20 protein-coding genes, 1 tRNA gene and 1 pseudogene are annotated in these 25,393 nt (G+C 44.2%); 10 read left to right on the top strand and 12 right to left on the bottom strand.

What is annotated here, in order from left to right:
• Position 1: 1 nt before the first annotated feature.
• Together EXA13_RS13525 and gloB are read right to left on the bottom strand one after the other, a co-directional pair.
• On the bottom strand, positions 2-1,576 hold the full coding sequence (locus EXA13_RS13525; protein ID WP_238133649.1) for a LysM peptidoglycan-binding domain-containing protein: 1,575 nt from the start codon (positions 1,574-1,576) through the stop codon (positions 2-4).
• 72 nt (positions 1,577-1,648) lie between these two features.
• The gene (gene gloB / locus EXA13_RS13520; protein WP_238133648.1) at positions 1,649-2,407 is read right to left on the bottom strand and encodes a hydroxyacylglutathione hydrolase; all 759 of its coding nucleotides are present in this window, start codon (positions 2,405-2,407) and stop codon (positions 1,649-1,651) included.
• Positions 2,408-2,444: 37 nt separating this feature from the next.
• Between gloB and EXA13_RS13515 the strand changes: the two genes are divergently transcribed.
• Positions 2,445-3,176 (top strand): class I SAM-dependent methyltransferase, encoded by a 732-nt coding sequence (locus EXA13_RS13515; protein ID WP_238133647.1) that lies wholly within the window; start codon positions 2,445-2,447, stop codon positions 3,174-3,176.
• 21 nt (positions 3,177-3,197) lie between these two features.
• On the opposite strand, the gene rnhA is transcribed toward EXA13_RS13515, so the two are convergent.
• Positions 3,198-3,659, bottom strand: coding sequence for a ribonuclease HI (gene rnhA / locus EXA13_RS13510; protein WP_238133646.1), 462 nt, complete (start codon positions 3,657-3,659; stop codon positions 3,198-3,200).
• 56 nt (positions 3,660-3,715) lie between these two features.
• Between rnhA and dnaQ the strand changes: the two genes are divergently transcribed.
• Both dnaQ and EXA13_RS13500 read left to right on the top strand, forming a co-directional pair.
• Positions 3,716-4,456 (top strand): DNA polymerase III subunit epsilon, encoded by a 741-nt coding sequence (dnaQ, locus tag EXA13_RS13505; protein ID WP_238133645.1) that lies wholly within the window; start codon positions 3,716-3,718, stop codon positions 4,454-4,456.
• An 8-nt stretch (positions 4,457-4,464) separates the two neighbouring features.
• Positions 4,465-5,715 carry a TIGR03503 family protein gene (locus tag EXA13_RS13500; protein ID WP_238133644.1) on the top strand — a complete coding sequence of 417 codons (1,251 nt, stop codon included), beginning with the start codon at positions 4,465-4,467 and terminating at the stop codon, positions 5,713-5,715.
• Between the two features lie 99 nt (positions 5,716-5,814).
• On the opposite strand, the gene fadE is transcribed toward EXA13_RS13500, so the two are convergent.
• A complete protein-coding gene (gene fadE / locus EXA13_RS13495; RefSeq protein ID WP_238133643.1) occupies positions 5,815-8,259 on the bottom strand; it encodes an acyl-CoA dehydrogenase FadE in 2,445 nt (814 codons plus the stop codon).
• A 301-nt stretch (positions 8,260-8,560) separates the two neighbouring features.
• Between fadE and lpcA the strand changes: the two genes are divergently transcribed.
• Together lpcA and EXA13_RS13485 are read left to right on the top strand one after the other, a co-directional pair.
• Positions 8,561-9,136 carry a D-sedoheptulose 7-phosphate isomerase gene (gene lpcA, locus EXA13_RS13490; protein ID WP_238129728.1) on the top strand — a complete coding sequence of 192 codons (576 nt, stop codon included), beginning with the start codon at positions 8,561-8,563 and terminating at the stop codon, positions 9,134-9,136.
• A gap of 70 nt (positions 9,137-9,206) precedes the next feature.
• A complete protein-coding gene (locus tag EXA13_RS13485; protein WP_238133642.1) occupies positions 9,207-10,049 on the top strand; it encodes a class II glutamine amidotransferase in 843 nt (280 codons plus the stop codon).
• A gap of 61 nt (positions 10,050-10,110) precedes the next feature.
• Here the strand turns inward: EXA13_RS13485 and purN are convergent, their stop codons facing one another.
• Positions 10,111-10,749 carry a phosphoribosylglycinamide formyltransferase gene (gene purN / locus EXA13_RS13480; protein WP_238133641.1) on the bottom strand — a complete coding sequence of 213 codons (639 nt, stop codon included), beginning with the start codon at positions 10,747-10,749 and terminating at the stop codon, positions 10,111-10,113.
• A 3-nt stretch (positions 10,750-10,752) separates the two neighbouring features.
• Positions 10,753-11,793: a phosphoribosylformylglycinamidine cyclo-ligase gene (purM, locus tag EXA13_RS13475; RefSeq protein ID WP_238133640.1), complete on the bottom strand. Its 1,041-nt coding sequence runs from the start codon at positions 11,791-11,793 to the stop codon at positions 10,753-10,755.
• Positions 11,794-11,959: 166 nt separating this feature from the next.
• On the opposite strand from purM, the gene upp reads away from it, so the two are divergent.
• Positions 11,960-12,586 carry a uracil phosphoribosyltransferase gene (gene upp, locus EXA13_RS13470; RefSeq protein ID WP_238133639.1) on the top strand — a complete coding sequence of 209 codons (627 nt, stop codon included), beginning with the start codon at positions 11,960-11,962 and terminating at the stop codon, positions 12,584-12,586.
• Between the two features lie 52 nt (positions 12,587-12,638).
• Here the strand turns inward: upp and rluF are convergent, their stop codons facing one another.
• The 3 genes and pseudogenes from rluF to EXA13_RS13455 form a co-directional block, all read right to left on the bottom strand.
• Entirely contained in the window at positions 12,639-13,601 is a 963-nt protein-coding gene (gene rluF, locus EXA13_RS13465) for a 23S rRNA pseudouridine(2604) synthase RluF (protein WP_238133638.1), read from the bottom strand.
• Positions 13,602-13,699: 98 nt separating this feature from the next.
• Positions 13,700-14,281: a DNA endonuclease SmrA gene (gene smrA, locus EXA13_RS13460; RefSeq protein WP_238133637.1), complete on the bottom strand. Its 582-nt coding sequence runs from the start codon at positions 14,279-14,281 to the stop codon at positions 13,700-13,702.
• A gap of 145 nt (positions 14,282-14,426) precedes the next feature.
• A pseudogene (locus EXA13_RS13455) lies at positions 14,427-14,555 on the bottom strand (DUF3149 domain-containing protein); the annotation flags it as partial.
• A 432-nt stretch (positions 14,556-14,987) separates the two neighbouring features.
• Between EXA13_RS13455 and EXA13_RS13450 the strand changes: the two are divergent.
• Positions 14,988-15,064, top strand: a tRNA-Pro gene (locus EXA13_RS13450).
• Positions 15,065-15,220: 156 nt separating this feature from the next.
• Here EXA13_RS13450 and EXA13_RS13445 read toward each other — a convergent pair.
• Positions 15,221-16,099, bottom strand: a complete 879-nt coding sequence (locus tag EXA13_RS13445; protein WP_238133635.1) for a TraB/GumN family protein — start codon at positions 16,097-16,099, stop codon at positions 15,221-15,223.
• A gap of 445 nt (positions 16,100-16,544) precedes the next feature.
• On the opposite strand from EXA13_RS13445, the gene EXA13_RS13440 reads away from it, so the two are divergent.
• Positions 16,545-19,196, top strand: a complete 2,652-nt coding sequence (locus EXA13_RS13440; protein WP_238133634.1) for a beta-N-acetylhexosaminidase — start codon at positions 16,545-16,547, stop codon at positions 19,194-19,196.
• Positions 19,197-19,306: 110 nt separating this feature from the next.
• Here the strand turns inward: EXA13_RS13440 and EXA13_RS13435 are convergent, their stop codons facing one another.
• Complete coding sequence (locus EXA13_RS13435; protein WP_238133633.1) at positions 19,307-19,738, bottom strand: DUF411 domain-containing protein; 432 nt, start codon at positions 19,736-19,738, stop codon at positions 19,307-19,309.
• A 15-nt stretch (positions 19,739-19,753) separates the two neighbouring features.
• Positions 19,754-22,459, bottom strand: a complete 2,706-nt coding sequence (locus EXA13_RS13430) for a copper-translocating P-type ATPase (RefSeq protein ID WP_238133632.1) — start codon at positions 22,457-22,459, stop codon at positions 19,754-19,756.
• A gap of 166 nt (positions 22,460-22,625) precedes the next feature.
• Here EXA13_RS13430 and gltX point away from each other — a divergent pair, with 166 nt between their 5' ends.
• Positions 22,626-24,050, top strand: a complete 1,425-nt coding sequence (gltX, locus tag EXA13_RS13425; protein ID WP_238133631.1) for a glutamate--tRNA ligase — start codon at positions 22,626-22,628, stop codon at positions 24,048-24,050.
• Positions 24,051-24,379: 329 nt separating this feature from the next.
• Complete coding sequence (locus EXA13_RS13420; RefSeq protein ID WP_238133630.1) at positions 24,380-25,360, top strand: outer membrane beta-barrel protein; 981 nt, start codon at positions 24,380-24,382, stop codon at positions 25,358-25,360.
• Positions 25,361-25,393 lie beyond the last annotated feature (33 nt).

The raw sequence follows: 25,393 nt of genomic DNA, 5'->3' as shown, positions 1-25,393 counted from the left end.
GTTAAACACTGACTTTTGTGACATCGACATACAGTTTGATCTGCTGGCCCGGTTTTAAATATTTCTGGTTGGACAGATCATTCCACTTTACGATGTCATTCGTTTTCACTTTAAAGCGTGAAGCGATATCGCTCAATGTATCCCCATTACGGACTTGGTAAAAAACGGTACGAATAATGGCACCATCGGTGCTTTTTTTCCAAATGACCAATTCTTGGCCGATACGTAATGTATCTCTTGGCCCCATTCCATTCCATTTTGCCAAGGATTGGTAAGAGACATTGTGAGCTTTGGCAATCGTCCATAAACTTTCACCTCTTTTCACCGTGTGCTTAAGCTTATATTGTCCACGTGCTAATGATTGGGTCTTTTTTAACCGGTTGTTTGCACTGAGTGTATAAGCTTTATCGTCGGTAACCGAGGTGGGAATCATCAAATATTGCCCCACTCGTATAGTGTGACCGGTGAGGTTATTGGCCGTTTGGATAACCTGAGTTGTGGTGTGGTGCTGCTCCGCAATAACGCTGAGGCTATCGCCACTTTTGACTTGGTAGCGAACTAATTTCATTCCTTTGCCGCGGTTGATCTCTACTTGCTGAGTAAAGGATTCTACTCGTTCTATGGGAATTAAAAATTGGTGAGGCCCTTCAGGTGCTGTTGCCCACTGATTATAGGCAGGGTTATAACTTTGTAATTCCTTAACCGTAATACCTGCATAGTTGGCTGCGATGGCTAAATCTAGTTGTTCTTTCGGATCAACTAAAGCCAAGACCGGTTGATTGACGATCATCGGGATACTAATACCATAACGTTCTTGATTGGCAATGATATCGGCGAGGGCTAATAATTTTGGAACATAACCGCTGGTTTCTTTTGGAAGATCCAGTGAGAAGAAATCCGTATCCTTACCTAATCGAGTATTTTTACGAATCGCACTCGATACGCGTCCCCCTCCACTGTTGTAAGCGGCAATCGCTAAATACCAGTCACCATCAAAACGGGTATTGAGGCGAGTTAAATAATCTAAAGCTGCATCTGTTGCAGCGACGACGTCACGTCGGCCGTCATACCAAAAATTCTGTTCTAGGCCGAACATTTTCCCTGTAGCAGGGACAAATTGCCATAATCCGGCAGCACTGCCATGAGAATAGGCAAATGGGTCAAAAGCGCTTTCGACGATAGGCAATAGAGTCAGTTCTAAAGGTAGATTCCGTTGTTCGATTTTTTCGGTAATTAAATAGAGAAAAGGTTCTGCTCGTTTGGCTACTGTCGCTAAATGGTGGGGATGTTTGAGATACCAAGTGCGATAGTAATCCACACTTGGATCATCGGCGATAGGTAAGCTGAGCTGCATCGCAATACGTTGCCACACATCTTCTTGCTCTTGAGGTGTCAGAACTTTAGGTGATACCACCAAGGGTTTGTCCTCCACAGGGGGAGATGACATTGCCTCGGTGATTACCTTAGTACTTGGTGCTGAGGCCGGATGAGATTCAGTACTAAGGTTATGATCAGGCTGGGTAACCTGGCATCCGGCTAATAGCAGAGCTATTAGCCAGCAAAATTCTACTCGCATGTAAAACAGCCTTTTTATCAATTGGCTGCTGATAATACTTGTCGTATGAATCTGATGACAAGCAGCAATTTATTAAAATTCGTTTTTCCACTCACGTAATGCGGTAAAAATAGCTAATGGATCACTTTGCGGTGTACGAGTGGCCACCGATTTCATCACACTGGGGGCATCGGTTCGTAGGAAGGGATTGATCCATTTTTCTCGTCGTAAGGTGGTCGGTAAGGTTGCTTGTCCTTGTGCTCTCAGTCGGATCACCTCATCTCGATAAATTTGTAACTGTTCATTATCCGGTTCAACGGCCATGGCAAAAGCGACATTGCTTGCCGTGTATTCATGGGCGCAATAAACCTCAGTTTCTCCCGGCAGTGCTTGTAATTTACTGAGTGAGGTAAACATTTGCTCCATAGTCCCTTCAAATACCCGACCACAACCTGCGGAAAAAAGGACATCACCACAAAAGAGCTTGCTATCACCAATATATCCAATGTGGCCAAGAGTATGACCAGGAAGATCTAAAATCATAAACCGTTCATCAAACAATTCGATTTGATCACCGCCTTGAACGGGGTGAGTGACGGTTGGTATCGGTTCTTGGGCTGGGCCAACAACATCAACATTTGGATATTGATGAACCAGCTCTGCAACACCACCGATATGATCATGATGATGGTGGGTAATGAGAATGGCTTCTAGAGTGAGCTCATGTTGGGTGAGATAACTCAATACGGGAGCCGCATCACCGGGATCGACTACTGCACAACGACGATCGCTATTTTCAATCAGCCAGATGTAATTATCGTTAAATGCGGGTATGCTTTTGATGTGTAACATGAGTTGTCTCCGGTCACTTGGGTAAAGCGATTTAGCTATGAAACCAGCACGCAGTCAAATAAAAATAGAAAGCCCTCACTCTTGGTCGCAATTGAAAAACGGCCAATGGGTTTGTGAATCGATTCAAACCCGAATAGATGAGTGGTGCCCTAAACTTTTCGGTTACCACATGCTAAAACTGGGTGGCTTGAGCTGTGAATTATCGAGTGGCAATTGCAATATTCAACACCAAGTTCATCTCGATATCCAGAATCCTTTGCATAGTTTGATCGCGGATGCTTATGATTTACCCTTTCTTGAAAAAAGTATTGATGTCACGATTCTTGCCCACCAACTGGATTATTGTGACGATCCGCACCGTATTTTACGTGAAGTAGACCGAGTATTGATTGATGACGGTTACGTAATTATTACTGGCTTTAACCCCATTAGCTTGACTGGCTTTGCGAGTTTAATGCCTTGGCGCAAGCATAATCTCCCTTGGAGTGGGCGCATGTATACTCCCAACCGTATCAAAGACTGGCTGAGTGTACTGAATTACCAAGTGATTGAGTGCGATCAATATGCGCTCTTTCCTATGCAAAAGTACCGCACGTGGTGGACATGGTTAGAAAATGCGTTAGGTGCTTGGGCAAGCCCTGCCGGAAGCCTCTATTTTATCGTGGCGCGTAAGCGGACTTATCCTTTAAAACCGATTAAACCCCATTGGAATCTTAAACGGCGTTTTTCTCCCGTTGGGTTTAATTACCGTATTAAATCATCAGAATAGCCGTTGACGGAATCGAATCTGTTAAGGTTGGTAACCATGATCCTCTTCGGTAGGGTTCTCGGCGGCTGTTCGAGCCAGTTCATCACACATTTCATTTTCCCGATGACCAGCATGGCCTTTAACCCACCGCCATTCAACATGATGTCGGGCGGTTTCTTTATCTAATTTCTGCCAGAGATCGGCATTTTTTACCGGTTTTTTATCTGCGGTTTTCCAGCCTCGTTGTTTCCAATTATGAATCCATTGAGTAATACCTTGGCGGACATATTGACTATCTGTGGTTAAAATGACCTCGCAAGGTTCTTTTAGTATTTGTAGGGCAACGACAGCGGCCAGCATCTCCATTCGATTATTGGTGGTTAGTCGATAGCCTTTTGATAAGGTTTTTTCTACTTGTTTATAACGTAGAACAACGCCATAGCCACCCGGACCAGGATTGCCTAAACAAGAACCGTCAGTGAAAATTTCCACTTGTTTCTTCATGATTTGATACTATTGGGTTACGCACACAATTGGCATAGTCTGACATAGATATCCTTATGAATACTAGCAACAATTCTAACTACGATCGTATTGTGGTTCTCGATACCGAAACCACCGGTATGAACTTTGAAGGAGGCCCTCATTATGAAGGGCATCGAATTATTGAAATCGGTGCGGTGGAGATCATCAACCGCAAACTGACAGGGCGGCACTTTCATGTTTATTTAAAACCCGATCGAGAAATTCAGCCCCAAGCCATCGAAGTCCATGGGATTACCGATGAATTTCTGGTTGATAAGCCTGAATATAAAGACGTTCATCAGGAATTTCTGGACTTCATTAAAGGCGCTGAGTTGGTGGCTCATAACGCCCCCTTCGACGTGGGGTTTATGGACTATGAATTTGGTAAATTAGACGCCGCAATCGGTAAAACAGAGCAGTATTGTAAAATCACCGATACGCTGGCGATGGCGAAGAAAATCTTCCCAGGCAAACGTAACAACTTAGATATATTGTGTGAACGATATGGCATAGATAACTCTCATCGAACATTGCATGGCGCATTGCTCGATGCGGAGATCTTGGCTGATGTTTACCTGTTAATGACAGGGGGGCAGACCTCCTTACAGTTTTCAGCAGGCAATCAAAATGGTGAGCAAGGAAGCAATACCATTAAACGAGTGACGGGTGAACGTAAAAAACTCAAAGTTTTACGTGCATCGGCCGATGAACTACAGGCACACCAAGATCGTTTGGATGTGGTTGAAAAAAATGGTGTTTGCCTCTGGCGTCAGTAGGAGAAATTATGTGGCGGATAGGAATAGCGATATTAGGGTGGCTATTGAGTGTTAATGTGCTGGCAAGTAATGAGTCTGTGATGTCATTGCTGGATAATCGCTTTCGTGTCGATTCTACCATTTCACAAATTACGTTTGTTATTTATCGAGAAAAGAATTCTCAGTCCGTCGTATTAGTCAGGCCGGATGGCACAAAATATTATGCAGGGCGCCATCCGGATCATGTTCGTTGGTATGAAGAGCCATCGATGGATATTGTGTCGATTGAACATCCGATGCCTGGTCCTTGGCAGGCTGTAGGCAAGGTATCACCTAAAAATAATATACGGCTTATTTCTCACTTACAGATGGTGAGTGATGTTTTACCTTCTCGCCTATATCAAGGTGAGGAGATTAAATTTACGGCTCGCTTGCTCTCTGATGGTAAACCTTTGTTGCTCAGAGATTTTCTGGACAGAGTGAATTTAACGGTCACCTTTACAAAATACATTGAAAATGAGCAAGAGTTAGCTAAAGAAGCTCGTCCTTTATCGATTGAGGTGGGGGTTTTTGCTGATGATGGACGAGGGCTGGATGAAAAACCGGGAGATGGAGTTTTCACGGTTGCTCTACCTATCACATTAGAACCGGATAAATATCGGGTACGTATTACTTCAGGAAATGGTGTATTCCTGCGTGCTCAAGAGCAAGACGTCTTAGTCTATCCTTCGCCTATCACGACGACATTCATTCAATCTCGCTCGGAAAATCAGCCACATCAAGTGGTATTGAGTGGTGAAAGCGGCATGATTCAACCGGGGTCTTTGGCGGGGCAAGTGGAGCATAAAGGTGCGAATCAAGAGCCATTTTTAACGCAAGCTCAAGCTAATGAAAAAGCGCTGAATCTCACTTTCTCAATCCCTAACAGTGGTGAATTCGGTCATTATGCTTGGCATGGATTATTGTATGCCACCGATTTAGCGACACAAAGACCACTGGTTTTTCCAATTAAAGAGCACAGTTATAGTGTGGTGAGTGAAATCGATCTCGCTACGACGCGTCGTATGCAAGAGGCTGAGTTGGAGAATTTACGACGATTGCAGCAAGAGCAGTTAATTATCCAAATGCGTGAGGAATCAAGGAAAAAAGCCTTGATTTACATTGTGCTAGGAAATGTTGCTGTCATTCTTTTCGTTTTGATGGGGTGGTTTATTCGCCGTAAATTTAAAGCCAAAGCAGCGGCTACGCCAGAACTACAGCTTAATGTCCCGAAAAAGTAGCTTTCGTTTGAAAAGGGCTCTATGACAAAAAATAAAAAGGAGGCTTGGCCTCCTTTTTATTTTTGCTACCCAATTTGACAGAATATCGGCTTCAAAACCTTAGGCAACTTCCTCTAGCTTTGGACGTGGCTTTTTCGCCGCGAGTGCTTGTGGAGAAAAATCATCCACACTGATGGTGTATAGACGATGAACTTCTGCCTCCTCGAGTCGTTTCGCTTCCTGCTCGGTAATCATTTTCTTCTCAAGGCCAATTTTTGCTAACTCATCCAATCGAGTGAAAGGGTGACGCTGTCCTAGTGCCTGACACAGTTTAGTGAAAATAGGCTCTGCTTGTAGAATCACACTGAGCGCCTGTTCTATTTTGCCTGCTGGGTTGTGCTCTGTTGCGGCTAAATATTGGTAGCGTCCTAAGCGAGTTCGGGTCGCATTCGGTGTTTGAAGAATTTGGGCAACTTGGCTGTCGAGCTTATCGTTAGGCACTTTACGTACTCGGCCAAATGGCATGAGTAGAATTCGTAATAGTTGTCCAAGTACAGGGGTGGGGAAGTTAGCAAGGAATTCATCAATCGCCACCTCTGTCTGTTTTAAGCTGTCTTGCAGCCCCCAATGAACTAATGGTAAATCTTCCGCTGGGCAGCCGTCATTTTCAAAGCGTTTCAGTGTTGCTGAACTTAGGTAAAGTTGACTGAGAATATCGCCCAATCGTGCGGATAAACGTTCTTTTCGTTTAAGGGAGCCGCCCAGTACGGCCATAGAAATATCGGCCAGTAAGGCTAAGTTTGCACTGTAACGGTTAAGTTTTTGGTAGTAGCGTTTGGTGGCATCTTGAGTGGGAGAAAAAGAGCCATAACCATCGGTGAGACCAAGCCAAATGCTACGGACAAGATTACTCAAGGTAAAGCTAATATGGCCGGCCAAAGCTTGGTCAAACTGCGCCAGTGCCCCCGATTGCTCAGAGTGAGCTGCAGCCATTTCATCGAGGACATAAGGGTGACAGCGAATGGCACCTTGCCCGAAGATGATCATTGAGCGAGTGAGGATGTTGGCACCTTCTACGGTGATGGCAATCGGAGAACCTTGATAGCCTCTGGCTAGGAAGTTAGCAGGGCCTAAGCAGATACCTTTACCACCTACGATGTCCATTGCATCAATAATGGCGCGTTGTCCACGGTGGGTACAGTGATACTTAACAATGGCAGAGATAACCGATGGTTTTTCTCCTAAGTCAATCGCGGCGACTGTTAAATTGCTTGCTGCATCCATCACATAAGCATTACCCGCTAAACGGGCTAGTGGCTCTTCAATGCCTTCCATTTGCCCGATCGGTTGCTTAAATTGACGGCGAATACGAGCATAAGCCCCTGTAGCTAAAGCTGCGGTTTTAATACCGCCAGTCGAGTTCGATGGTAAAGTGATTCCTCTGCCAACTGAAAGGCACTCCACCAACATGCGCCAGCCTTGTCCGGCCATTTTAGGGCCGCCGATAATGAAATCTAAGGGAACAAAAAGATCGTGAGCTCGGGTTGGGCCATTTTGAAAAGGAACATTCAGCGGAAAGTGACGGTTACCGATTTCAACCCCTGCTAAATCGGTTGGAATTAAAGCACAAGTGATACCTATGTCGGGGGTATCACCTAATAAGCCGTCGGGATCTTGCAGTTTAAAGGCCAGCCCTAATACTGTGGCAACAGGGGCGAGGGTGATATAACGTTTGTTCCACGTTAGGCGCATTCCCAGCACTTCTTTTCCTTCCCATTTCCCTTTGCAGACAATCCCAAAATCAGGGATAGACCCGGCATCTGAACCCGCTTCTGGGCTAGTTAAGGCAAAACAAGGTATTTCTTTTCCTTCAGCTAAACGAGGTAAATAGTAATTTTGCTGCGCTTCAGTTCCATAATGCTGTAGTAATTCTCCCGGCCCCAATGAATTTGGTACTCCAACGGTGGATGAAAGAACACCTGAAACCCCAGTTAGTTTCTGTAATACCAAAGACTGGGCATAGGCTGAAAATTCTAAGCCACCGTATTTTTTCTTAATAATCATGGCAAAGAATTTATGCTCTTTAAGATATTGCCATACTTCTGGAGGTAAATCGGCCAACTCATGAGTGACTTGATAATCATTGACCATAGCGCAGACTTCATTTACAGGCCCATCTAAAAAAGCCTGTTCTTCTGCACTTAAGGTTGGTGCTTTTATTGTTTTTAGTTGTTGCCAATCGGGCTTACCTTTAAAGAGTTCAGCTTCCCACCAGACGGTGCCTGCATCCAAAGCCTCTTTTTCCGTTTGTGACATAGCGGGAAGCACTTTTTTAAACATCGTTAGTGCTTTACTACTGATAAGGTTTTGTCGTACTGATGGAACGATAAATACAACGATGGCGGCAAGGTATAAAGCCCAAGCAAAGAATCCGGCCTGCCCCGTTATTGATAGCGTTAACATCGTTAACGTCAAGAAAACTAAAGCGGTAAAAAGAGAGGTTCGATGGTATAAGCATGCGCTTAGCACCACAAAAAAAATCAATATTGAGAGCAAGATTTCCATAACTATTTTTCCTTATCCGGACAACTGGGTTCTCTGATGTAAAAGTGGTCTAACTAGTGTGATTGTAATCATTGTGCTAATAAAATGTAAAATGCAATATTGTTTAAAAAGTGTTCTGGATGAAAAGAAAACACAAAAATGTGCTGTATACGCCAATTTTATCGAGAAAAAATCAGGTTAATTGACCAATTTGTGGGGGGGATGCTATCGACAGAGAGAATCGTTTGGGTAAACTCAAGAGCGTGTAAGTTTTCTTTTGAGAAAGCTTTTCTGCCAGCAGAATAATTAAGAGACGAGACCTATGTACCAGGATTTGATTAAACGTGAACTGACGGAAGCGGCTGAAGTACTGAATGCATTTTTAGCAGATGAGCAGAATATTGCCAATATTGAGGCTGCGGCTAAAATGATTGCCGATTCTTTTAAACAAGGGGGCAAAGTTCTTTCTTGTGGGAATGGTGGTTCACATTGTGACGCCATGCATTTTGCAGAAGAGTTAACGGGGCGCTACCGTGAAAATCGTCCGGGTTATCCGGGAATTGCGATTTCTGATCCAAGCCATCTTTCTTGTGTCAGTAACGATTTTGGTTACGATTACGTTTTTTCGCGTTATGTTGAAGCTGTTGGTAGCCAAGGTGATGTCCTCTTTGGTCTTTCGACTTCAGGCAACTCAGGGAATATTTTAAAAGCGATTGAAGCCGCTCAGGCAAAAGGGATGAAAACCATTGCATTGACCGGCAAAGATGGTGGAAAAATGGCGGGGTTAGCGGATGTCGAGATTCGCGTTCCTCATTTTGGCTATGCCGACCGTATTCAAGAAGTACACATTAAAATCATCCACATTATTATCCAATTAATTGAAAAAGAGATGGCATAAACAGGGTGGGCTAACGGTTTGAGTTGGCCCACGGTGAGTGAGATGGTTTAAAGAAGGAGTTGTTTAAACCATGTGTGAATTACTCGGTATGAGTGCCAATGTGCCAACCGATATCTGTTTTAGTTTTACGGGGTTGATGCAGCGCGGCGGAAAAACAGGCCCTCACAGAGACGGTTGGGGGATTACCTTTTATGAAGGGCGTGGCTTTCGAACGTTTAAAGACCCTGCGCCGAGTTGTCAGTCACAAATTGCTCAACTCGTGCAAAATTATCCTATCAAAAGCTGTGCGGTGATCAGTCATATTCGTCAAGCGAATCGTGGTGGCGTGAGTTTAGAAAATACGCACCCCTTTACTCGTGAATTATGGGGGCGTTACTGGACCTTTGCCCATAATGGTCAACTCGTGGATTACCAACATCTCACGCAAGGTCGTCATCGTCCGGTCGGGGAAACGGACAGTGAAGCGGCTTTTTGTTGGTTACTGGATAAACTAGAGCAGCGTTATCCTGAGATTCCTCATAATATGCGGGATGTTTTTCACTATGTAAGCCAGCTTTGCGATGAGCTCCGTGATAAAGGTGTATTCAATATGCTGCTTTCCGATGGAGACTACGTGATGAGCTACTGCACGAATCATCTTTATTGGATTACTCGTCGTGCCCCATTTGGTCATGCTACGTTGATTGATGAGGATGTGGAAGTGAACTTTCAAGAAGAAACCACCCCTAATGATGTGGTGTCAGTGATTGCGACTCAGCCATTAACAGGCAATGAAACTTGGCAACGAATGAAGCCGGGAGAGTTTAATTTATTTTATTTAGGTGAACGAATTGCAACGAATGTTGAGCAATTGAAAGCGGTGGCTTTTGCTGCGCCGAAGCCGGGTAATCAAGCTCCTCAAGCTAAGCTTTAATCAATCAAATAAAAAAGGGTAGCAGAGCTACCCTTTTTCATTTGATTAATACTACGGCCTGTTATTGGTCGGCATAACCATGGATCCCCAGAGGTTCACCATCTAAAAAGGCTTTACCTTGCTTCATGGATAAACGCTCTTCCACAAACCACTGCACCACTAGCGGATAGATGCGATACTCTTGAGTTTGCACTCTCGCTGTCAGTGTCTCAACCGTATCTTCATCAAAAATGGGCACTTTTGCTTGAAGAATGACAGGGCCACCATCCAATTGTTCTGTCACAAAATGGACGCTTGTACCATGTTCTTCATCCCCAGCATGAATGGCTCTTTGATAGGTGTTAAGGCCAGGATACTTAGGTAATAGTGAAGGGTGAATATTAATCATGCGCCCTAAGTAGTGCCGAACAAAATCACTACTGAGAATACGCATATAGCCAGCAAGAACGATCAAATCCGGTTTGTATTCATCAATATGCAGCATTAATGCTTCATCAAAAGCATCACGAGTCTCATAAGCCTTAGGATCAACAAAGTGTGCCGCTGCTCCCGCTTTTTTGGCCCGTTCTAAAGCATACGCTGTTGCTTTGTTTGAAAAAACAGCCGTTACTTTGCCACCATGTCTACTTGTCTCACAAGCATCAATGATCGCTTGTAAATTGGAACCATTCCCTGAAACTAAAACAACAATACTTTTCATGAATTATTTAATCTCTACTTGCTCTTCATTGGCTTGTGCCGATGCTATTTCACCGATAACCCACGCATTTTCGCCTTCTTGTTGTAACAGCTCCACGGCGGCTTGTGCTTGATTTTTCGGTAGGGCAATAATCAGCCCGACACCACAGTTGAAGGTGCGATACATTTCGTGTGTCGTCACATTCCCTTTCTGTTGTAACCACGTGAAAATGGCTGGCCACTGCCAACTGTTGCCATCAATCACGGCTTTCGTTCCTTCTGGTAACACGCGAGGGATGTTTTCCCAGAAACCACCGCCAGTAATATGCGAAATGGCGTGAATATCGTGTTCAGCAATCAGTTTTAATCCTGATTTGATATAGATTTTGGTTGGCTCCAATAGATGTTCGCCAATGGTTTTACCTTCCAGCATTTCGTTTTTATCAGCACCGGACACTTCCAGAATCTTACGAACCAGAGAATAACCATTTGAGTGCGGACCGCTAGAACCGACAGCGATCAGAGCATCTCCCGCTGCCACTTTGCTACCGTCGATGATGTCTTCTTTTTCTACCACACCGACACAAAAACCCGCGACATCATAGTCTTCGCCTTCATACATTCCGGGCATTTCTGCGGTTTCGCCACCAATCAGAGCACAGCCTGCTTGAACGCAGCCGTCAGCAATACCAGAGACTACATCTGCTGCTGTCTCTACATCCAGTTTACCAGTGGCATAATAATCAAGGAAAAAGAGCGGTTCTGCACCTTGCACAATTAAGTCGTTTACGCACATGGCGACTAAATCAATTCCAATGGTGTCATGCTTTTTCATATCCAAAGCCAGTCGTAGTTTAGTTCCGACACCGTCGGTTCCTGATACGAGAACGGGCTGTTTATATTTAGTTGGGAGTTCACATAAGGCACCAAAGCCACCAATACCACCCATGACTTCAGGGCGACGAGTACGCTTTACTGCACCTTTAATTCGTTCAACAAGCGCATTGCCTGCATCGATATCTACGCCAGCATCTTTGTAGCTAAGAGAAGTGTTGTTACCGCTCACGGGGAAAGTCCTCGATATAGTTGGATATGAAAACGAGGCTATTCTACAGGGCTTAAAACAAAAAGGAAAACGTTTGCGTCAGATTTTTATCGAGATTTTAGGTCGGAAAATCGCAAGAAATGAGTGTATAATCGGAAAGTTTATTTAAATTATGCCGGAGATGGAAATGAAAGTTGTTGAAGTAAAACACCCTCTAGTAAAACATAAAATTGGCCTGATGCGAGAAGGTGATATCAGCACGAAACGTTTTCGTGAGTTAGCAACCGAAGTCGGTAGCTTGTTAACTTATGAAGCAACTGCTGACTTTGAAACAGAAAAAGTAACCATTGAAGGCTGGAACGGCCCCGTTGAAGTTGATCAAATTAAAGGTAAGAAGGTAACGGTCGTTCCCATTTTACGGGCTGGGTTGGGTATGATGGATGGGGTATTGGAACATATTCCAAGTGCTCGTATTAGTGTTGTGGGCGTTTATCGAGATGAAGAAACATTAGAACCCGTTCCTTACTTCAACAAACTGGCTTCCAATATTGAAGAGCGCATTGCGATGGTGGTCGACCCAATGCTGGCTACTGGGGGGTCGATGATTGCCACCATTGATCTACTTAAAGAGAAAGGATGTAACCAAATTAAAGTCTTGGTTTTAGTTTCTGCGCCTGAAGGTATTGAAGCGTTGGCAAAAGCACACCCAGATGTTGAGTTGTACACGGCTGCCATTGATGAAAAGTTGAATGATAAAGGCTATATCGTTCCTGGTTTAGGAGATGCCGGGGATAAGATCTTCGGGACGAAATAGTTCAGTTATTTTGTAAAGAAGAGGAGCCAATGGCTCCTCTTCTTTATTTCGGTTATTTACTTAGACGTAGCGTTCCGCTTTTTCTTGTTGTGTTTTTTGATGTGTTTTTATTGCTTGCTGTTGATGAATCATGATGTATACGCCCTTTTTTAGAATTAGGTGCATGGCGGTATTCATGTGCCTCTCGGCCTTTAAAGGTTCGATGCGTGACCGGTTTTGAGGCTCGACTATCGAATAATTTCGCATCGGTTGCTTTTTGGATAGTTTGGCCTTTACTGTCCGTACGGGATGCTTCTTCGGTACTAATTGACCCTTCACACATGGCTAAGATTTCGCTGACCTCAGCTTCCGTTAAATAACGCCATTGACCGTTAGGAATACCATCTAAGGTGATGTTCATGATCCTTACTCGGCGTAATTTAAACACTTCATAACCTAGTGCTTCACACATACGGCGAATTTGTCGGTTTAAGCCTTGAGTGAGAACAATGCGAAATGCATATTTTGTTTCTTGAGTTATTTTGCAAGGAAGCGTCACCGTATCAAGAATATTTACACCATTGGCCATCTGGCGAATAAATTCATCAGTGATCGGTTTATTTACCCGTACCACATACTCTTTTTCGTGATTATTCCCTGCGCGGAGAATTTTATTCACAATATCCCCATCATTAGTTAAAAAGATTAATCCATCTGAGGGTTTATCTAAGCGGCCGATAGGAAAAATACGTTTGCTATGGCCAATGAAATCAACAATGTTTCCAGGGACATCTCGTTCCGTCGTACAGGTAATCCCAGTAGGTTTATTTAATGCGATATAGATAGTTTTTTCTTTATAGCCAACCGGGGTGCCATCAATACAGACGGTATCTTGCTCTGTGACTTTACTGCCCATTTGGGGAATTTGACCATTAATGGTGACTCGGCCTTGTTCGATCAATTTATCGGCTTCTCGACGAGAGCAAAATCCTGTTTCACTGATGTATTTATTTAAACGTTTTTCATTGGTTGACATGGTTGCTCCTGACGTTTCTCAACGGAGTGGTAAATCAAAATGATAATGCTATCTGTATAATGCGAATATAGCGCGAGTATTTTACCAGCTATTGTGGGTTAACCAAGCCGTTTTTGGTGTCGTTCTCGGTTATCATTTTTTTGGTTACGGCTTTTCCGAAGTAAAAGGTAGAGGGCTCCCGTTCCTCCATGGAAACGTTGTGCGCTATGGACACATTGCACTTCATCAATTTGAGTTAACCAATGGGTGACAAAGCTTTTCATCATCGCAGGTGGGGTAGATCGTTCGCCCCGCCCATGTATGATTAATAGAGTTCGCATATCTAATTTCATGCAGTGAGTTAAGAAACGGGTGACTTCCTCTCGTGCTTGTTTGAGCGTTTTACGGTGTAAGTCAAGCCTAGCCTGAATCGGGTATTTGCCTAACCGTAATTTCTTATACACACCATCTTGTACGCCATCTTTCTTATATTCCACCACATCATCGGGCTTTAGCATCGGAGCAGAGTCGATCGAAAGATAATCGGGATCTTGTTCTGAAAGGGTGATGGCGGATTGACGTTTTGCTAATTGTGCATCAGTAACGGTGTGCCCTTTTTTGAGTTCAGCCACGTCATGGGTGAGCGGTTTAACATCTCCCATCATTTGCTGAAATAGAGCTAAATCATCATCGTGAGACATAGTGGTGCCTGAAAAGAGTCATTCGATAGCTCGATTATACCGATTCAGGTAAGAAGATGATCAGAGAAAGAATAAAAAACCGGAGTAGACAAGTTATCTACTCCGGTGCATAGCATGTCACTATTATAAATAGGTGCTAAGCGATCTAGTGAGGAGATTTGTCGTTCATGACTTTGTAGATGAAGAAAGCTGCATAGAACAGCATCAGACAAATTGCCTCGATAATCACTATCATTGTTGATAGTCCCATTGCATTACCAAATAGGAGATCGAGTCAAAAGTCCACGTTACCTCCAAAGTGTTCGAAGACAGGTTTACGTTAAGATGTGGCTAAAACTTCAACACTGATCTGGATCAATTGTATAGCTAAGGTTGCGGTTATGTTTCTTTCACTGTGCAATTAATCACATTTTTATGGTGTTTGTCTGTCTTTTGTTCGGACAAGAACGGAAAAAGAGAAAAGCAGAGAAAAGCACTTGCTTAACGAAACAGAATGGGTAACATACGCTCCGTTGTCGGTGAATAGCGCAGTTTAGTCGCGTATCTCCGGTTTTAGGAATAGCGGAGCAGAGGGCGACCCTCTCGTTAGATATTCTTAAACAAAACTTCGTCGGTGAATAGCGCAGTTTGGTAGCGTATCTCCGGTTTTAGGAATAGCGGAGCAGAGGGCGACCCTCTCGTTAGATATTCTTAAACAAAACTTCGTCGGTGAATAGCGCAGTTTGGTAGCGTATCTGGTTTGGGACCAGAGGGTCGGGGGTTCGAATCCCTCTTCACCGACCACTTATTCTAGAGCCCTAGCATTAATGCTGGGGCTTTGTACTTTCTAGAGTTTATTTAAAGAGAGTCGGGGGTTCGCCTGATATTTCAAATTCGGCTCTTCACTGATCATGATTGTAAGCCTCAGTTAAAAGTCTGGGGCTTTTTAGTATCCGTCTTTTATCGCGCGAAGGAGCAAGTGGCCGGTTGGCTTTGGCTTTGGCTTAATGGTTTAACCATAAATCCTTGTTCTTTTAGTAAATCCAGTACATTGTTTTTACCCACTAAATGAAGAGCACCAACCACCATGACATAATACCCATCCGATTTGGGGTAAAAAGTCTGAGAGCTGAGCTTTTTGGCCCATTCATGGTTACGTTGGGTTATAAAGGCTTTCTCCATACTTTCAGACATCCCGCTGTGATGCATCATGGCTTCTAACTTTTCTTTATCACCTTTCTGCCAGCTTTCAATTAAACATTCAGTCATGCTTTGATTGGTGTCCCATTCATCCAGTAATGTAACGAGCATCTCTTGACCACTGTTAGGCAAACTGGCTAATAAGTCGACCTGATATTGCAAGCTTTCGAGACTGATTAATGGCACACCCGCTTGTTTAGCTTTTCGAATTAAGTGGGCATCAACCCCTTTATAAGCTGAGTAGCCAAGTTGTTGAAATTGAAGAAATTGCAGCACGAGAGCACTACGCCACGGAGGCTGCTGTAATAAAGTATCGGCATCTTGGTTTAATTGCTTGGCTAAGAGCGCCAGTTGCTTTTGTTGTGGCTGTGTTAAGGTTTGCCCACTGGTTAGATAGATGGGCGGCGGCGTGATATCGGGTGAGGCTTGAGTGTCGGCTTCAATGATCAAACCATGGCTTTTCCCCAACGCATCATAAACTGGAGTCGGTAATGGATACATCGCTGGAGTGCCTACGTGGATAGAGCCTATCACCATTAGTACTAAGTTATCTTTTTGTGCTTGCCAATAAAGTGGTTCGGCTTGGCTTGAGAAGGGAAAGAGCAACAGTAACCCAAGCATAAATCGAGTCGTTTGCAAGAGAGTATCCTTATATCTATTTGAGCTAAAAACGTTACTTTAACGAAGTTTAAACGAATTTGACGATTGAATATGTTCGACACTAGTCACAAATTGGTTTTTATCTTTCTCTATATCGTTAAAGGGAAAATTTCTCAGAATGAATCAGATCACATTAATGATGAAGTCTGAATCTATTTGTGTGACTTTGATCGAGTAAATCTCGTCAAAATAGAAGTGTCGATTTTGACGTTGATTTTAATTTATTGATATAAAAGCTTTTTTGTTTATTTTAAAAGCTAAATTTTGAACTTGATCACCTCATGACTGGATTAATTTTACGGCTAGAAATAACTCGCGTTATGGTGAGTGTCATTAAGTGTAGCCAGTGGCTGACGTCGTCGTGAGATGTGAAGGGATGCATTACCGTTCCATCCGTTTTCAACCTAAAAGTAAGGTATTTCTTATGTTGAACAAGAGTGTGATTGCCGTTTCAGTGATAGCAACTTTAGCCGGTTGCTCGATGATGAATTCATCAAACCAGTCTGTAGTTAATTCACTCGCGGATAACCTAGATATTCATTATACCGTTTTAACCAACCATGGTGCTGATGAAGGGCTTGAATGCCAAGCATTGGGCGCAGAGTGGGCTTCTTGTAATAAAGTGAATATGACCTTGGTAAACCAAGGAAATACAATTGATTCAAAAGATTGGGCAATTTACTTCCATAGTATTCGTTTGATTTTGGATGTAGACAGCGATCAATTTAAAGTGACCCGTGTTACTGGAGATTTACATAAACTGGAACCCACCGAATCATTTACTGGATTTGCTGAGGGAGAAAGCATAACTCTTCCTTTGATTGGTGAATATTGGCAGTTATTTGAAACAGACTTTATGCCTCGTGCTTTTGTTACCGCACCGAATGCAGAACCTAAAGTTATTGCATCGCTCAATACTGAAGAGGTCGATAGCTTTGTGAGTGGGCTCGATGGAAATAATTTAAAACGTACCCCTAGCGATAATAATGTCTTTGCTAATGCACTGACCCGCTTTGAGAAAAATTCTGATGTGGCTTTGCAAGATGTCTCAAGCACATTGTTGCCAACGCCAATGACCGTGGAAAAAGGTAATGGAAGCTTAAATATTTCGGCGGGTTTCGCATTGCCGAAAGCAGTTTTTGATGAGGATCAACTGACTGCAATTCAAACACGGGCTTCTATTGTTGGTACCAGTGTTAGTGGTTCTGTTCCGGTTTCTATTACTGTAACACCAAAACCATTTAGCGGAGAGCTAGCGAAATCAGGAGCCTATCAGCTTCGTATTCATGATAAAGGCATTGTGATTCATGCGTTTGACCAAGCGGGAGCTTTTTACGCGGTACAATCAATTTTTGGATTGATCGATAGTCAGCAATCAGATGTATTGCCTCAATTGGTTATTAAAGATGCTCCTCGTTTTGCTTATCGCGGCATCATGGTTGACGTTGCCCGTAACTTCCATAGTAAATCGGCCATTTTAGCGACACTCGATCAAATGGCGGCTTATAAAATGAACAAGCTGCACCTACACCTTACTGATGACGAGGGGTGGAGAATTGAGATCCCTGGGTTACCTGAGTTAACGGATATTGGTAGCCAGCGCTGCTTTGACTTAACCGAAACAGAATGTGTTCTACCTCAGCTAGGCTCAGGCCCTGGTAGTGATAACTTTGGATCCGGTTATTTTAGTAAGGATGACTACATTGAAATTCTTCAATACGCCAAAGCTCGTCATATTGAAGTGATTCCTGAAGTGGATATGCCTGCTCACGCCCGTGCAGCGGTGGTCTCAATGGAAGCGCGTTACCAGCGCTTAATGCAGGAAGGGAAAGAAGCAGCGGCTAATGAATTTCGTTTGTTAGATCCACAAGACAGCTCAACGGTGACCACGGTGCAATTCTATGACCGTTTAAGTTTCATTAACCCTTGCCTTGATTCATCGACACGTTTTGTCGATAAAGTAGTCAGTGAAATTGCTGCCATGCACCAACAAGCGGGGATGCCATTAACCACATGGCATTTTGGTGGCGATGAAGCTAAGAACATTAAACTTGGGGCGGGTTTCCAAGATCTTAATGCTACCGATAAAGTGAGTTGGAAAGGTAATATTGATCTTTCAGAGCAAGATCAGCCTTTTGCTCAATCACCGCAGTGTCAAGCTATGATCTCTCGTGGTGAGGTCAGCGACTTTGATCATTTACCTAGTCACTTTGCAGAACAAGTTTCAAAGCTTGTGAGCAAACAAGGGATTCCTCACTTCCAAGCTTGGCAGGATGGGTTGAAATACAGCGATGATGCTGAGTCATTTGCGACTCAGACTACCCGAGTTAACTTCTGGGATGTCTTGTATTGGGGCGGAACGTCATCCGCTTATGAATGGGCAGAGAAAGGTTATGATGTGATCATTTCTAACCCTGACTATGTATATATGGATATGCCTTATGAAGCGGATCCTAAAGAGCGAGGTTATTATTGGGCAACACGTGCCACCGATACACGTAAGATGTTTGGTTTTGCACCAGAGAACTTGCCACAGAATGCTGAAACCTCACTGGATCGTGATGGCAATGGATTTAGTGGCAAAGGGGAAGTGAAAGCGAAGCCATTCTATGGTCTCTCTGCCCAGCTATGGTCTGAAACGGTACGTAGTGATGAGCAATATGAGTATATGGTATTCCCTAGAGTCTTGGCTGCTGCTGAGCGAGCTTGGCACCGAGCCAGTTGGGAGAATCGCTACCAAGTGGGCGTTGAATACTCACAGCAAACCACTCGTGTTAATCAAAAAGCGTTAACGGCGGACTGGAATCGTTTTGCCAACGTCGTTGGGCAACGTGAGCTAGCAAAATTGGAAAAAGCGGGCATTGATTATCGTCTCCCAGTTCCTGGTGCGACGATCAAGAACGGACATTTGGCCATGAACGTTCAGTTCCCCGGTGTGACGTTGCAATATTCATTAGATGGTGAGCAATGGCAGAACTTTGATGCGGCGAATGCTCCTAAAGTGAATGGTAAAGTGTGGATTCGCTCGCTATCTGCCAGTGGGCAACGAGCAAGCCGTGTTACGATGATTGAATAATCACTTGATACATTGAATTCATTTCACAATCGATTAAGCCTCTCACGTGTGAGAGGCTTTTTTTCATGATGAGCCGACTTTTAACCATTTAGAGAGTCGGTTGGTATTTATCAATGCTCACGAAAAGTCGCCACTTCTCCTTGGGCATTAAAGACATAGACTCGATAGCTATCTTTATGGTCACCATACTCCATACCGGGAGAGCCTAGTGGCATTCCCGGAACTGCTAAACCTTTTGCATCCTCTGGAGGGTTGGCTAAAAAATCTTGAATATCTTTGGCGGGAATATGCCCTTCAAATAAATATCCATTGATTTCAGCTGTGTGGCAAGAGGCTAACTTGGGAGCAATGCCTAACTGCTGCTTGATTTTTGCCATATCCTGATGAGGGACATCCGTTACTGTAAATCCATTTTGTTGCAAATGTTGGCTCCACTCACTGCAGCAACCACAAGTGGGAGATTTATGGTTAACCACTTGATAGGCTAATGCCTGGGTCGATAGCAGGCTAACTAGGCTTGCGGTCAATATTCGTAACATCATTTTGATACCTTTCCTTTAATCATGAAAACGGGTTTTGACTAAGCGTAGTCGATTAGCATTGCTCACCACGGTAATAGAGGAAAGTGCCATTGCCGCCCCAGCAACCACTGGGCTAAGTAAAAAACCGAATGTGGGATAAAGCACCCCAGCGGCAATCGGAATGCCAAGCGTATTGTAAATAAAGGCACCAAAGAGGTTTTGACGCATATTTTTCAACGTAGCTTTAGAGAGTTCAATGGCATTGACCACGGCCAGTGGTGATGAATTCAAGAGTGTCATTTGCGCACTTTCAATGGCGACATCACTGCCGCTACCCATGGCTATGCCAATGTCTGCTTGTGCTAGCGCTGGCGCATCATTGATGCCATCTCCCACCATTGCAACATGTCGCCCTTGCTGTTGCAGCGCTTGAATATGTTGCGCTTTTTGATCGGGTAACACCTGAGCGATGACTTGAGCAATGCCTAACTGTTTGGCTATCGCATCGGCAACACTTTGCTGGTCACCCGTTAACATAACGCTATGAATGCCCATTTCGTTGAGTGCTCGAACGGCTTTTACGGCGCTTTCTTTAATGGGATCGGCAATCGCAATTAACCCGATTAAGTGGTTATTGCGAGCAATGGCTACTGGTGTCCATGCCTGTTTAGCAAAGGTGTCGATTGTCTGTTGCGCGATGGTGAGATCAACCGTGAGAGTGTGCATATGCGGTAAAGAGCCAATAACTATCTCATCACCTTGATACTGCGCTTTTATCCCTTTACCACGTTGATTTTCAAATTGTTCAATTGCGATTGCACTCACTTGTTGCTGCTGGGCATAAGCACAAATCGCTTTGGCTAATGGATGTTCGGAGTGTTGCTCTAGCCCAAAAGCGAGGCTCAGTAAGGTGGATTCATCTCCTTCAAGGCAGACCACCTGTTGTACGCTCGGTTTACCTTGGGTCAATGTGCCCGTTTTATCAAAGACGACCGTATCAATGTTACTGGCTGATTGTAAAACGTTAGCATCACGAATCAAAATGCCCATTTCTGCGGCTTTACCCACACCAACGGTAACCGACAGCGGGGTGGCTAAGCCAAGCGCACAAGGGCAAGCAATAATCAGTACGGTGGTGGCAACCACTAGCATATAACTGGCTTTAGGGTCCGGGCCAAACCAAAACCACATGGCGGCAGAAAAGAGCGCAATGGCGACAACCACCGGCACAAAGACCGCGGAAATTTGGTCGGCTAATTTGGCAATGGCTGGTTTACTGCTTTGTGCTTGACGAACCATTTGAATAATACGAGCCAGCATGGTTTGCGAACCAATTCCGGTGGCTTGGATCAATAAGCTGCCGTCTTGGTTGATGGTGCCTGCGGATACCGAGTCTCCAACCTGCTTATGAACTGGTAGCGGTTCTCCGGTCAGCATCGCTTCATCTACGTAAGAGTCACCTTCTAACACTGTGCCATCAACTGGGGTTTTTTCTCCCGGTTTGACACGTAAATTCATCCCTTGGGTAATGTCTGCTACCGCAATGATCCGCTCACCCTCTTCTGTCACTTGAGTGGCTTGTTGTGGCTGTAAATTGATTAATGCTTGCAGTGATTGCGTGGTTCTGGCTTTTGCTTTGGCTTCAATATAGTGGCCTAGGGAGATAAGCCCAATAATCATGGCAGAAGCTTCAAAGTAAACATGACGCGCCGCCATCGGGAACCAATGAGGAAAGCTCACCACTAACATGGAGTAAAACCAAGCGGAACCGGTACCTAAGGCAACTAAAGTATCCATGGTGGCTCGGCGGTGAGTTAAGGCTTGCCAAGCATTGACATAAAAGCTACGTCCGGCACTGGCGAGCAGAGCGAGACAGGTAAGCCCAACGATACCCCAGCCAAGTTGGTCTTTGCTGCTTGCAATCATCATGCTGCCGCCGAAGACTCCCCAAGCCATCAGTGGACCACCCAGCAGTAAACCCAGAATAGCGCTGCGTTTATGCTCACGTTGCGAAGCAGCTAATTGCAACTGCTGTTTTTCTTGTTGTTGATTGGGATCGTCAATGGCTTCCGCCTGATAACCCGCTTGTTTCACTGCGGCTAACAGCTGCTTGGTAAGCGGGTGCTCACTCATAACTAATGCGCTTTGCTCAGCTAAATTCACTTGAGCTTTCTGGACACCGGAAACGGAAGTTAATGCCTTTTCCACGGAAGAGACACAACTGGCACAGGTCATTCCCTGAATCAGTAAGTGGGTATTTACCTTGCTGATGTCTGATTGACTCTCAATATGCGGTGTGGTGAGTGGTGATACCTGTTGTGCCGAGTTGGGGTTGGCTTCAACCTCGAGCTTATCCACGGGTTGCAAGCTTGCCTGATAGCCAACTTGCTGCACCTTATCGATAATCTCTGCGTCAGAGAGTGTTGTGACTAAGCTGAGAGTTGTTTTTGTGACATCCAATCGAGCAATACGCGGCTCTTGGTTCAGCGCTGTGGTGAGTTTATTGACGCACTTACCACAGTTAAGACCAGCTAAGAAAAAGTTCATAGGCTGGGCGGTTTGATAACCCAGCGATTCAATACTATCCATAACATTATCGAGTGGAACCTCTGTGTCCAATTCAATAAACGTTGGCGATAGCGAATGGATATGCACCGTAAAGTCACTCTCTAGTTGGCGCTCAAGCTTACGGGCGCAACCCATACAATTCAACCCAGATAACGGTAAAGCATAATGGTTCATGATGATCCCTCCGAGATATTGAGTTAAGGATAAACCTTGACCTAAAGGTAAGGTCAAGGGGGTTTCTTGAAGTTTCTTGGGTCTGTGCAATGGGAGTGATAGAATGACGCGCAAAATTTCGCTTATGCCAACATCCGGCTGAAGTTTCAGAAAAAGGTAATAAATAATGACGGTTAAAACTCGTTTTGCTCCTAGCCCAACTGGCTATCTACACGTAGGGGGAGCTCGTACAGCTCTTTATTCTTGGTTATATGCCAAAAGCCAAGGCGGGGAATTTGTGCTACGTATTGAAGATACCGACTTAGAGCGATCAACTCAGGCGGCGGTTGATGCCATTCTTGAGGGAATGACGTGGCTTGGTCTGGAGTGGGATGAAGGTCCTTACTACCAAACTAAGCGCTTTGATCGTTATAACGAAGTGGTTGACCAACTGTTAGCGGAAGATAAAGCCTATAAATGTTATGCCTCGAAAGAGCTGCTGGATGAAATTCGCGCAGAGCAAGAAGCCAATAAAGAGATGCCACGCTACGATGCCGATCATCCTAAAATTCAAGCCGTGAATGCTGCAGCGAAAGAGGGCGATCCTTGCGTTATTCGTTTCCGTAACCCGAAAGACGGCAGTGTGGTTTTTGATGACCAAATTCGTGGCCGAATTGAAATTCGTAATGATCAGTTAGATGACTTGATCATTCGCCGTACAGACGGTTCGCCGACCTATAACTTTTGTGTCGTGGTCGATGATGTCGATATGGGAATTACTCACGTTATTCGTGGTGAAGATCATATCAATAATACTCCTCGCCAGATCAATATCTATAAAGCGATGGGCGCAACCATTCCAACCTTTGCTCACTGTGCGATGATTTTAGGTGATGATGGCGCAAAACTCTCTAAGCGTCATGGTGCGGTTTCTGTGATGCAGTATCGTGATGAAGGGTATCTGCCTGAAGCCTTGATCAACTACTTAGTGCGTTTAGGCTGGGGTCATGGTGATCAAGAGATCTTTACTCGTGAAGAGATGATTAACCTCTTTAGCTTAAATGCGATTTCTAAATCGGCATCCGCCTTTAATACCGATAAGTTGTTATGGTTAAACAACCATTACATCAAAACCTCTGATCCTGAATATGTGGCAAAACACCTTGAGTGGCACTTTGCTCAGCAAGGGATTGATAAAAACCAAGGCCCAGCTATGGCAGACATCGTTCGCTTAGTGGGTGAGCGTTGCCATACCTTGGTTGAGCTGGCTGAACAGTCTCGCTATTTCTACCAAGACTTTAGTGAATTTGAAGCCAATGCAGCGAAAAAACATTTACGCGGCGTTGCTAAAGAGCCTCTTGCTTTAGCTTTAAATAAAATTGAAGCCTTAACGGAGTGGAGTGTTGAAATGCTCCATCAAGTGATTGCAGAGGTTTGTGAAGAGTTAGAGATTGGTATGGGCAAAATTGGGATGCCGCTGCGAGTTGCTGTCACCGGTGGTGGTCAATCCCCCTCTGTTGATGCTGTCATGCACTTGATCGGTAAAGAGCGAGTGATGAAACGTATTCAAATGGCATTGGATTTTATTGCAGAGCGTGAAGCGAACGCATAATCTCCTTTTTATTATTTAAACCGTAGCGCTTGCTACGGTTTTTTTGTACCTAACGAAATTAATTCATAACTTATTGAATGGATTACGTTATTCATCTTCGCCACCCTTATGGCAATTCTTATTTTTATATGGATAGGTCACAGGGTAATTGCTTTTACTCTTTCTTATTACGTTAAGGTGACAAAAAATTAACATGGCAACCTGTTTCTTTTGGATATATTTATTATAGTTATTAATGTGGTCCGTTGTATTACGGTGGGCTTGATGTTTTGCCTCGAGTGAAACGTCAAGGCTGAAATAATGATAATAAAGAGTCAAAAGGAAGGGTTATGAAAAAGTTAGTTGCAATGATCTCGGCATCTTTAATGGCCGCCTCATCATCAGCGATAGCCGATGTTTACCTTGGGGGTAAAATTGGGCAGACATGGTTTGATGATTCATGCCGCTCTGGAGAAGCATGTGACGATAGAGATACAACGCTAGGGGCTTACCTCGGCTATAACATGAATGATTGGTTAGCCGTTGAAGCAGGGTATGACATGCTAGGGAAATTTACTGGGGTTGGGCTTAATGATGAAAGGGTTAAAGCGATTACATTAGCGCCCAAATTTACTTTGCCAATCTCTCAACATGTTGGTCTTTATGCCAAGCTTGGTGGAGCGTATGTTGATTATGGTAGTGAAAATGATTATTCCTTCCTCGGTGCTGCGGGGGCGGAGTTTGCCGTTAGTTCGAATGTATCGCTACGCACCGAATATCAATTGTTAACGGATATTAATAATGATCAGGTAAGAGCAGAAGCGAATACCGTTTCATTAGGTGTGAGCTATCGTTTTGGCGGAAATACACAACCGGCCACAGAAAGTGAAAGCCGACCGGTTGAGGAAGTTGCGATGATCGAAGAAGAGCCGATTGTTGAAGCAGAACCGAAAATCGTGCATAAAACATTTGAGTTCCAGAAGTTAGACAGCAACAATTTTGCACTCAATAGCGCTAAACTTAATGAAGAGAGTAAAGAGCAACTTAATGATTTAGTTCTCTTTTTAAATGAATATCCTCAAGCAAATGTTGTGGTGACAGGACACACAGACTCATCTGGGTCGGCGGCGTATAACCAAACTCTATCAGAGAAACGAGCCAAAGCTGTTGCTGATGCTATCGTTGAACGTGGTATTGAGCCATCACGTGTTTCTTGGCAAGGAGAAGGTGAGAACAAGCCCGTTGCCTCTAATGCCACAGCTAATGGGCGAGAGCTTAACCGTCGAGTGGATATCGTTATACCTGAGTTTGAATACTCAGTTAAACAATAATAAGCCCAGTGCTGTATCGATAATGCAATAAAG

The sequence above is a fragment of the Vibrio cincinnatiensis genome, from assembly GCF_022113815.1.
Lineage (GTDB): Bacteria > Pseudomonadota > Gammaproteobacteria > Enterobacterales > Vibrionaceae > Vibrio > Vibrio cincinnatiensis_A.
Note: the sequence above shows the minus strand (reverse complement) of the source record. Positions and strands in the feature narration are given on the sequence as shown.

Bases quoted from the DNA above. Each gene is read 5' to 3' on its own strand.
- EXA13_RS13525 (WP_238133649.1), bottom strand. From the start codon at position 1,576: ATGCGAGTAGAATTTTGCTGGCTAATAGCTCTGCTATTAGCCGGATGC.
- gloB (WP_238133648.1), bottom strand. From the start codon at position 2,407: ATGTTACACATCAAAAGCATACCCGCATTTAACGATAATTACATCTGG.
- EXA13_RS13515 (WP_238133647.1), top strand. From the start codon at position 2,445: ATGAAACCAGCACGCAGTCAAATAAAAATAGAAAGCCCTCACTCTTGG.
- rnhA (WP_238133646.1), bottom strand. From the start codon at position 3,659: ATGAAGAAACAAGTGGAAATTTTCACTGACGGTTCTTGTTTAGGCAAT.
- dnaQ (WP_238133645.1), top strand. From the start codon at position 3,716: ATGAATACTAGCAACAATTCTAACTACGATCGTATTGTGGTTCTCGAT.
- EXA13_RS13500 (WP_238133644.1), top strand. From the start codon at position 4,465: ATGTGGCGGATAGGAATAGCGATATTAGGGTGGCTATTGAGTGTTAAT.
- fadE (WP_238133643.1), bottom strand. From the start codon at position 8,259: ATGGAAATCTTGCTCTCAATATTGATTTTTTTTGTGGTGCTAAGCGCA.
- lpcA (WP_238129728.1), top strand. From the start codon at position 8,561: ATGTACCAGGATTTGATTAAACGTGAACTGACGGAAGCGGCTGAAGTA.
- EXA13_RS13485 (WP_238133642.1), top strand. From the start codon at position 9,207: ATGTGTGAATTACTCGGTATGAGTGCCAATGTGCCAACCGATATCTGT.
- purN (WP_238133641.1), bottom strand. From the start codon at position 10,749: ATGAAAAGTATTGTTGTTTTAGTTTCAGGGAATGGTTCCAATTTACAA.
- upp (WP_238133639.1), top strand. From the start codon at position 11,960: ATGAAAGTTGTTGAAGTAAAACACCCTCTAGTAAAACATAAAATTGGC.
- rluF (WP_238133638.1), bottom strand. From the start codon at position 13,601: ATGTCAACCAATGAAAAACGTTTAAATAAATACATCAGTGAAACAGGA.
- smrA (WP_238133637.1), bottom strand. From the start codon at position 14,281: ATGTCTCACGATGATGATTTAGCTCTATTTCAGCAAATGATGGGAGAT.
- EXA13_RS13440 (WP_238133634.1), top strand. From the start codon at position 16,545: ATGTTGAACAAGAGTGTGATTGCCGTTTCAGTGATAGCAACTTTAGCC.
- EXA13_RS13435 (WP_238133633.1), bottom strand. From the start codon at position 19,738: ATGATGTTACGAATATTGACCGCAAGCCTAGTTAGCCTGCTATCGACC.
- EXA13_RS13430 (WP_238133632.1), bottom strand. From the start codon at position 22,459: ATGAACCATTATGCTTTACCGTTATCTGGGTTGAATTGTATGGGTTGC.
- gltX (WP_238133631.1), top strand. From the start codon at position 22,626: ATGACGGTTAAAACTCGTTTTGCTCCTAGCCCAACTGGCTATCTACAC.
- EXA13_RS13420 (WP_238133630.1), top strand. From the start codon at position 24,380: ATGAAAAAGTTAGTTGCAATGATCTCGGCATCTTTAATGGCCGCCTCA.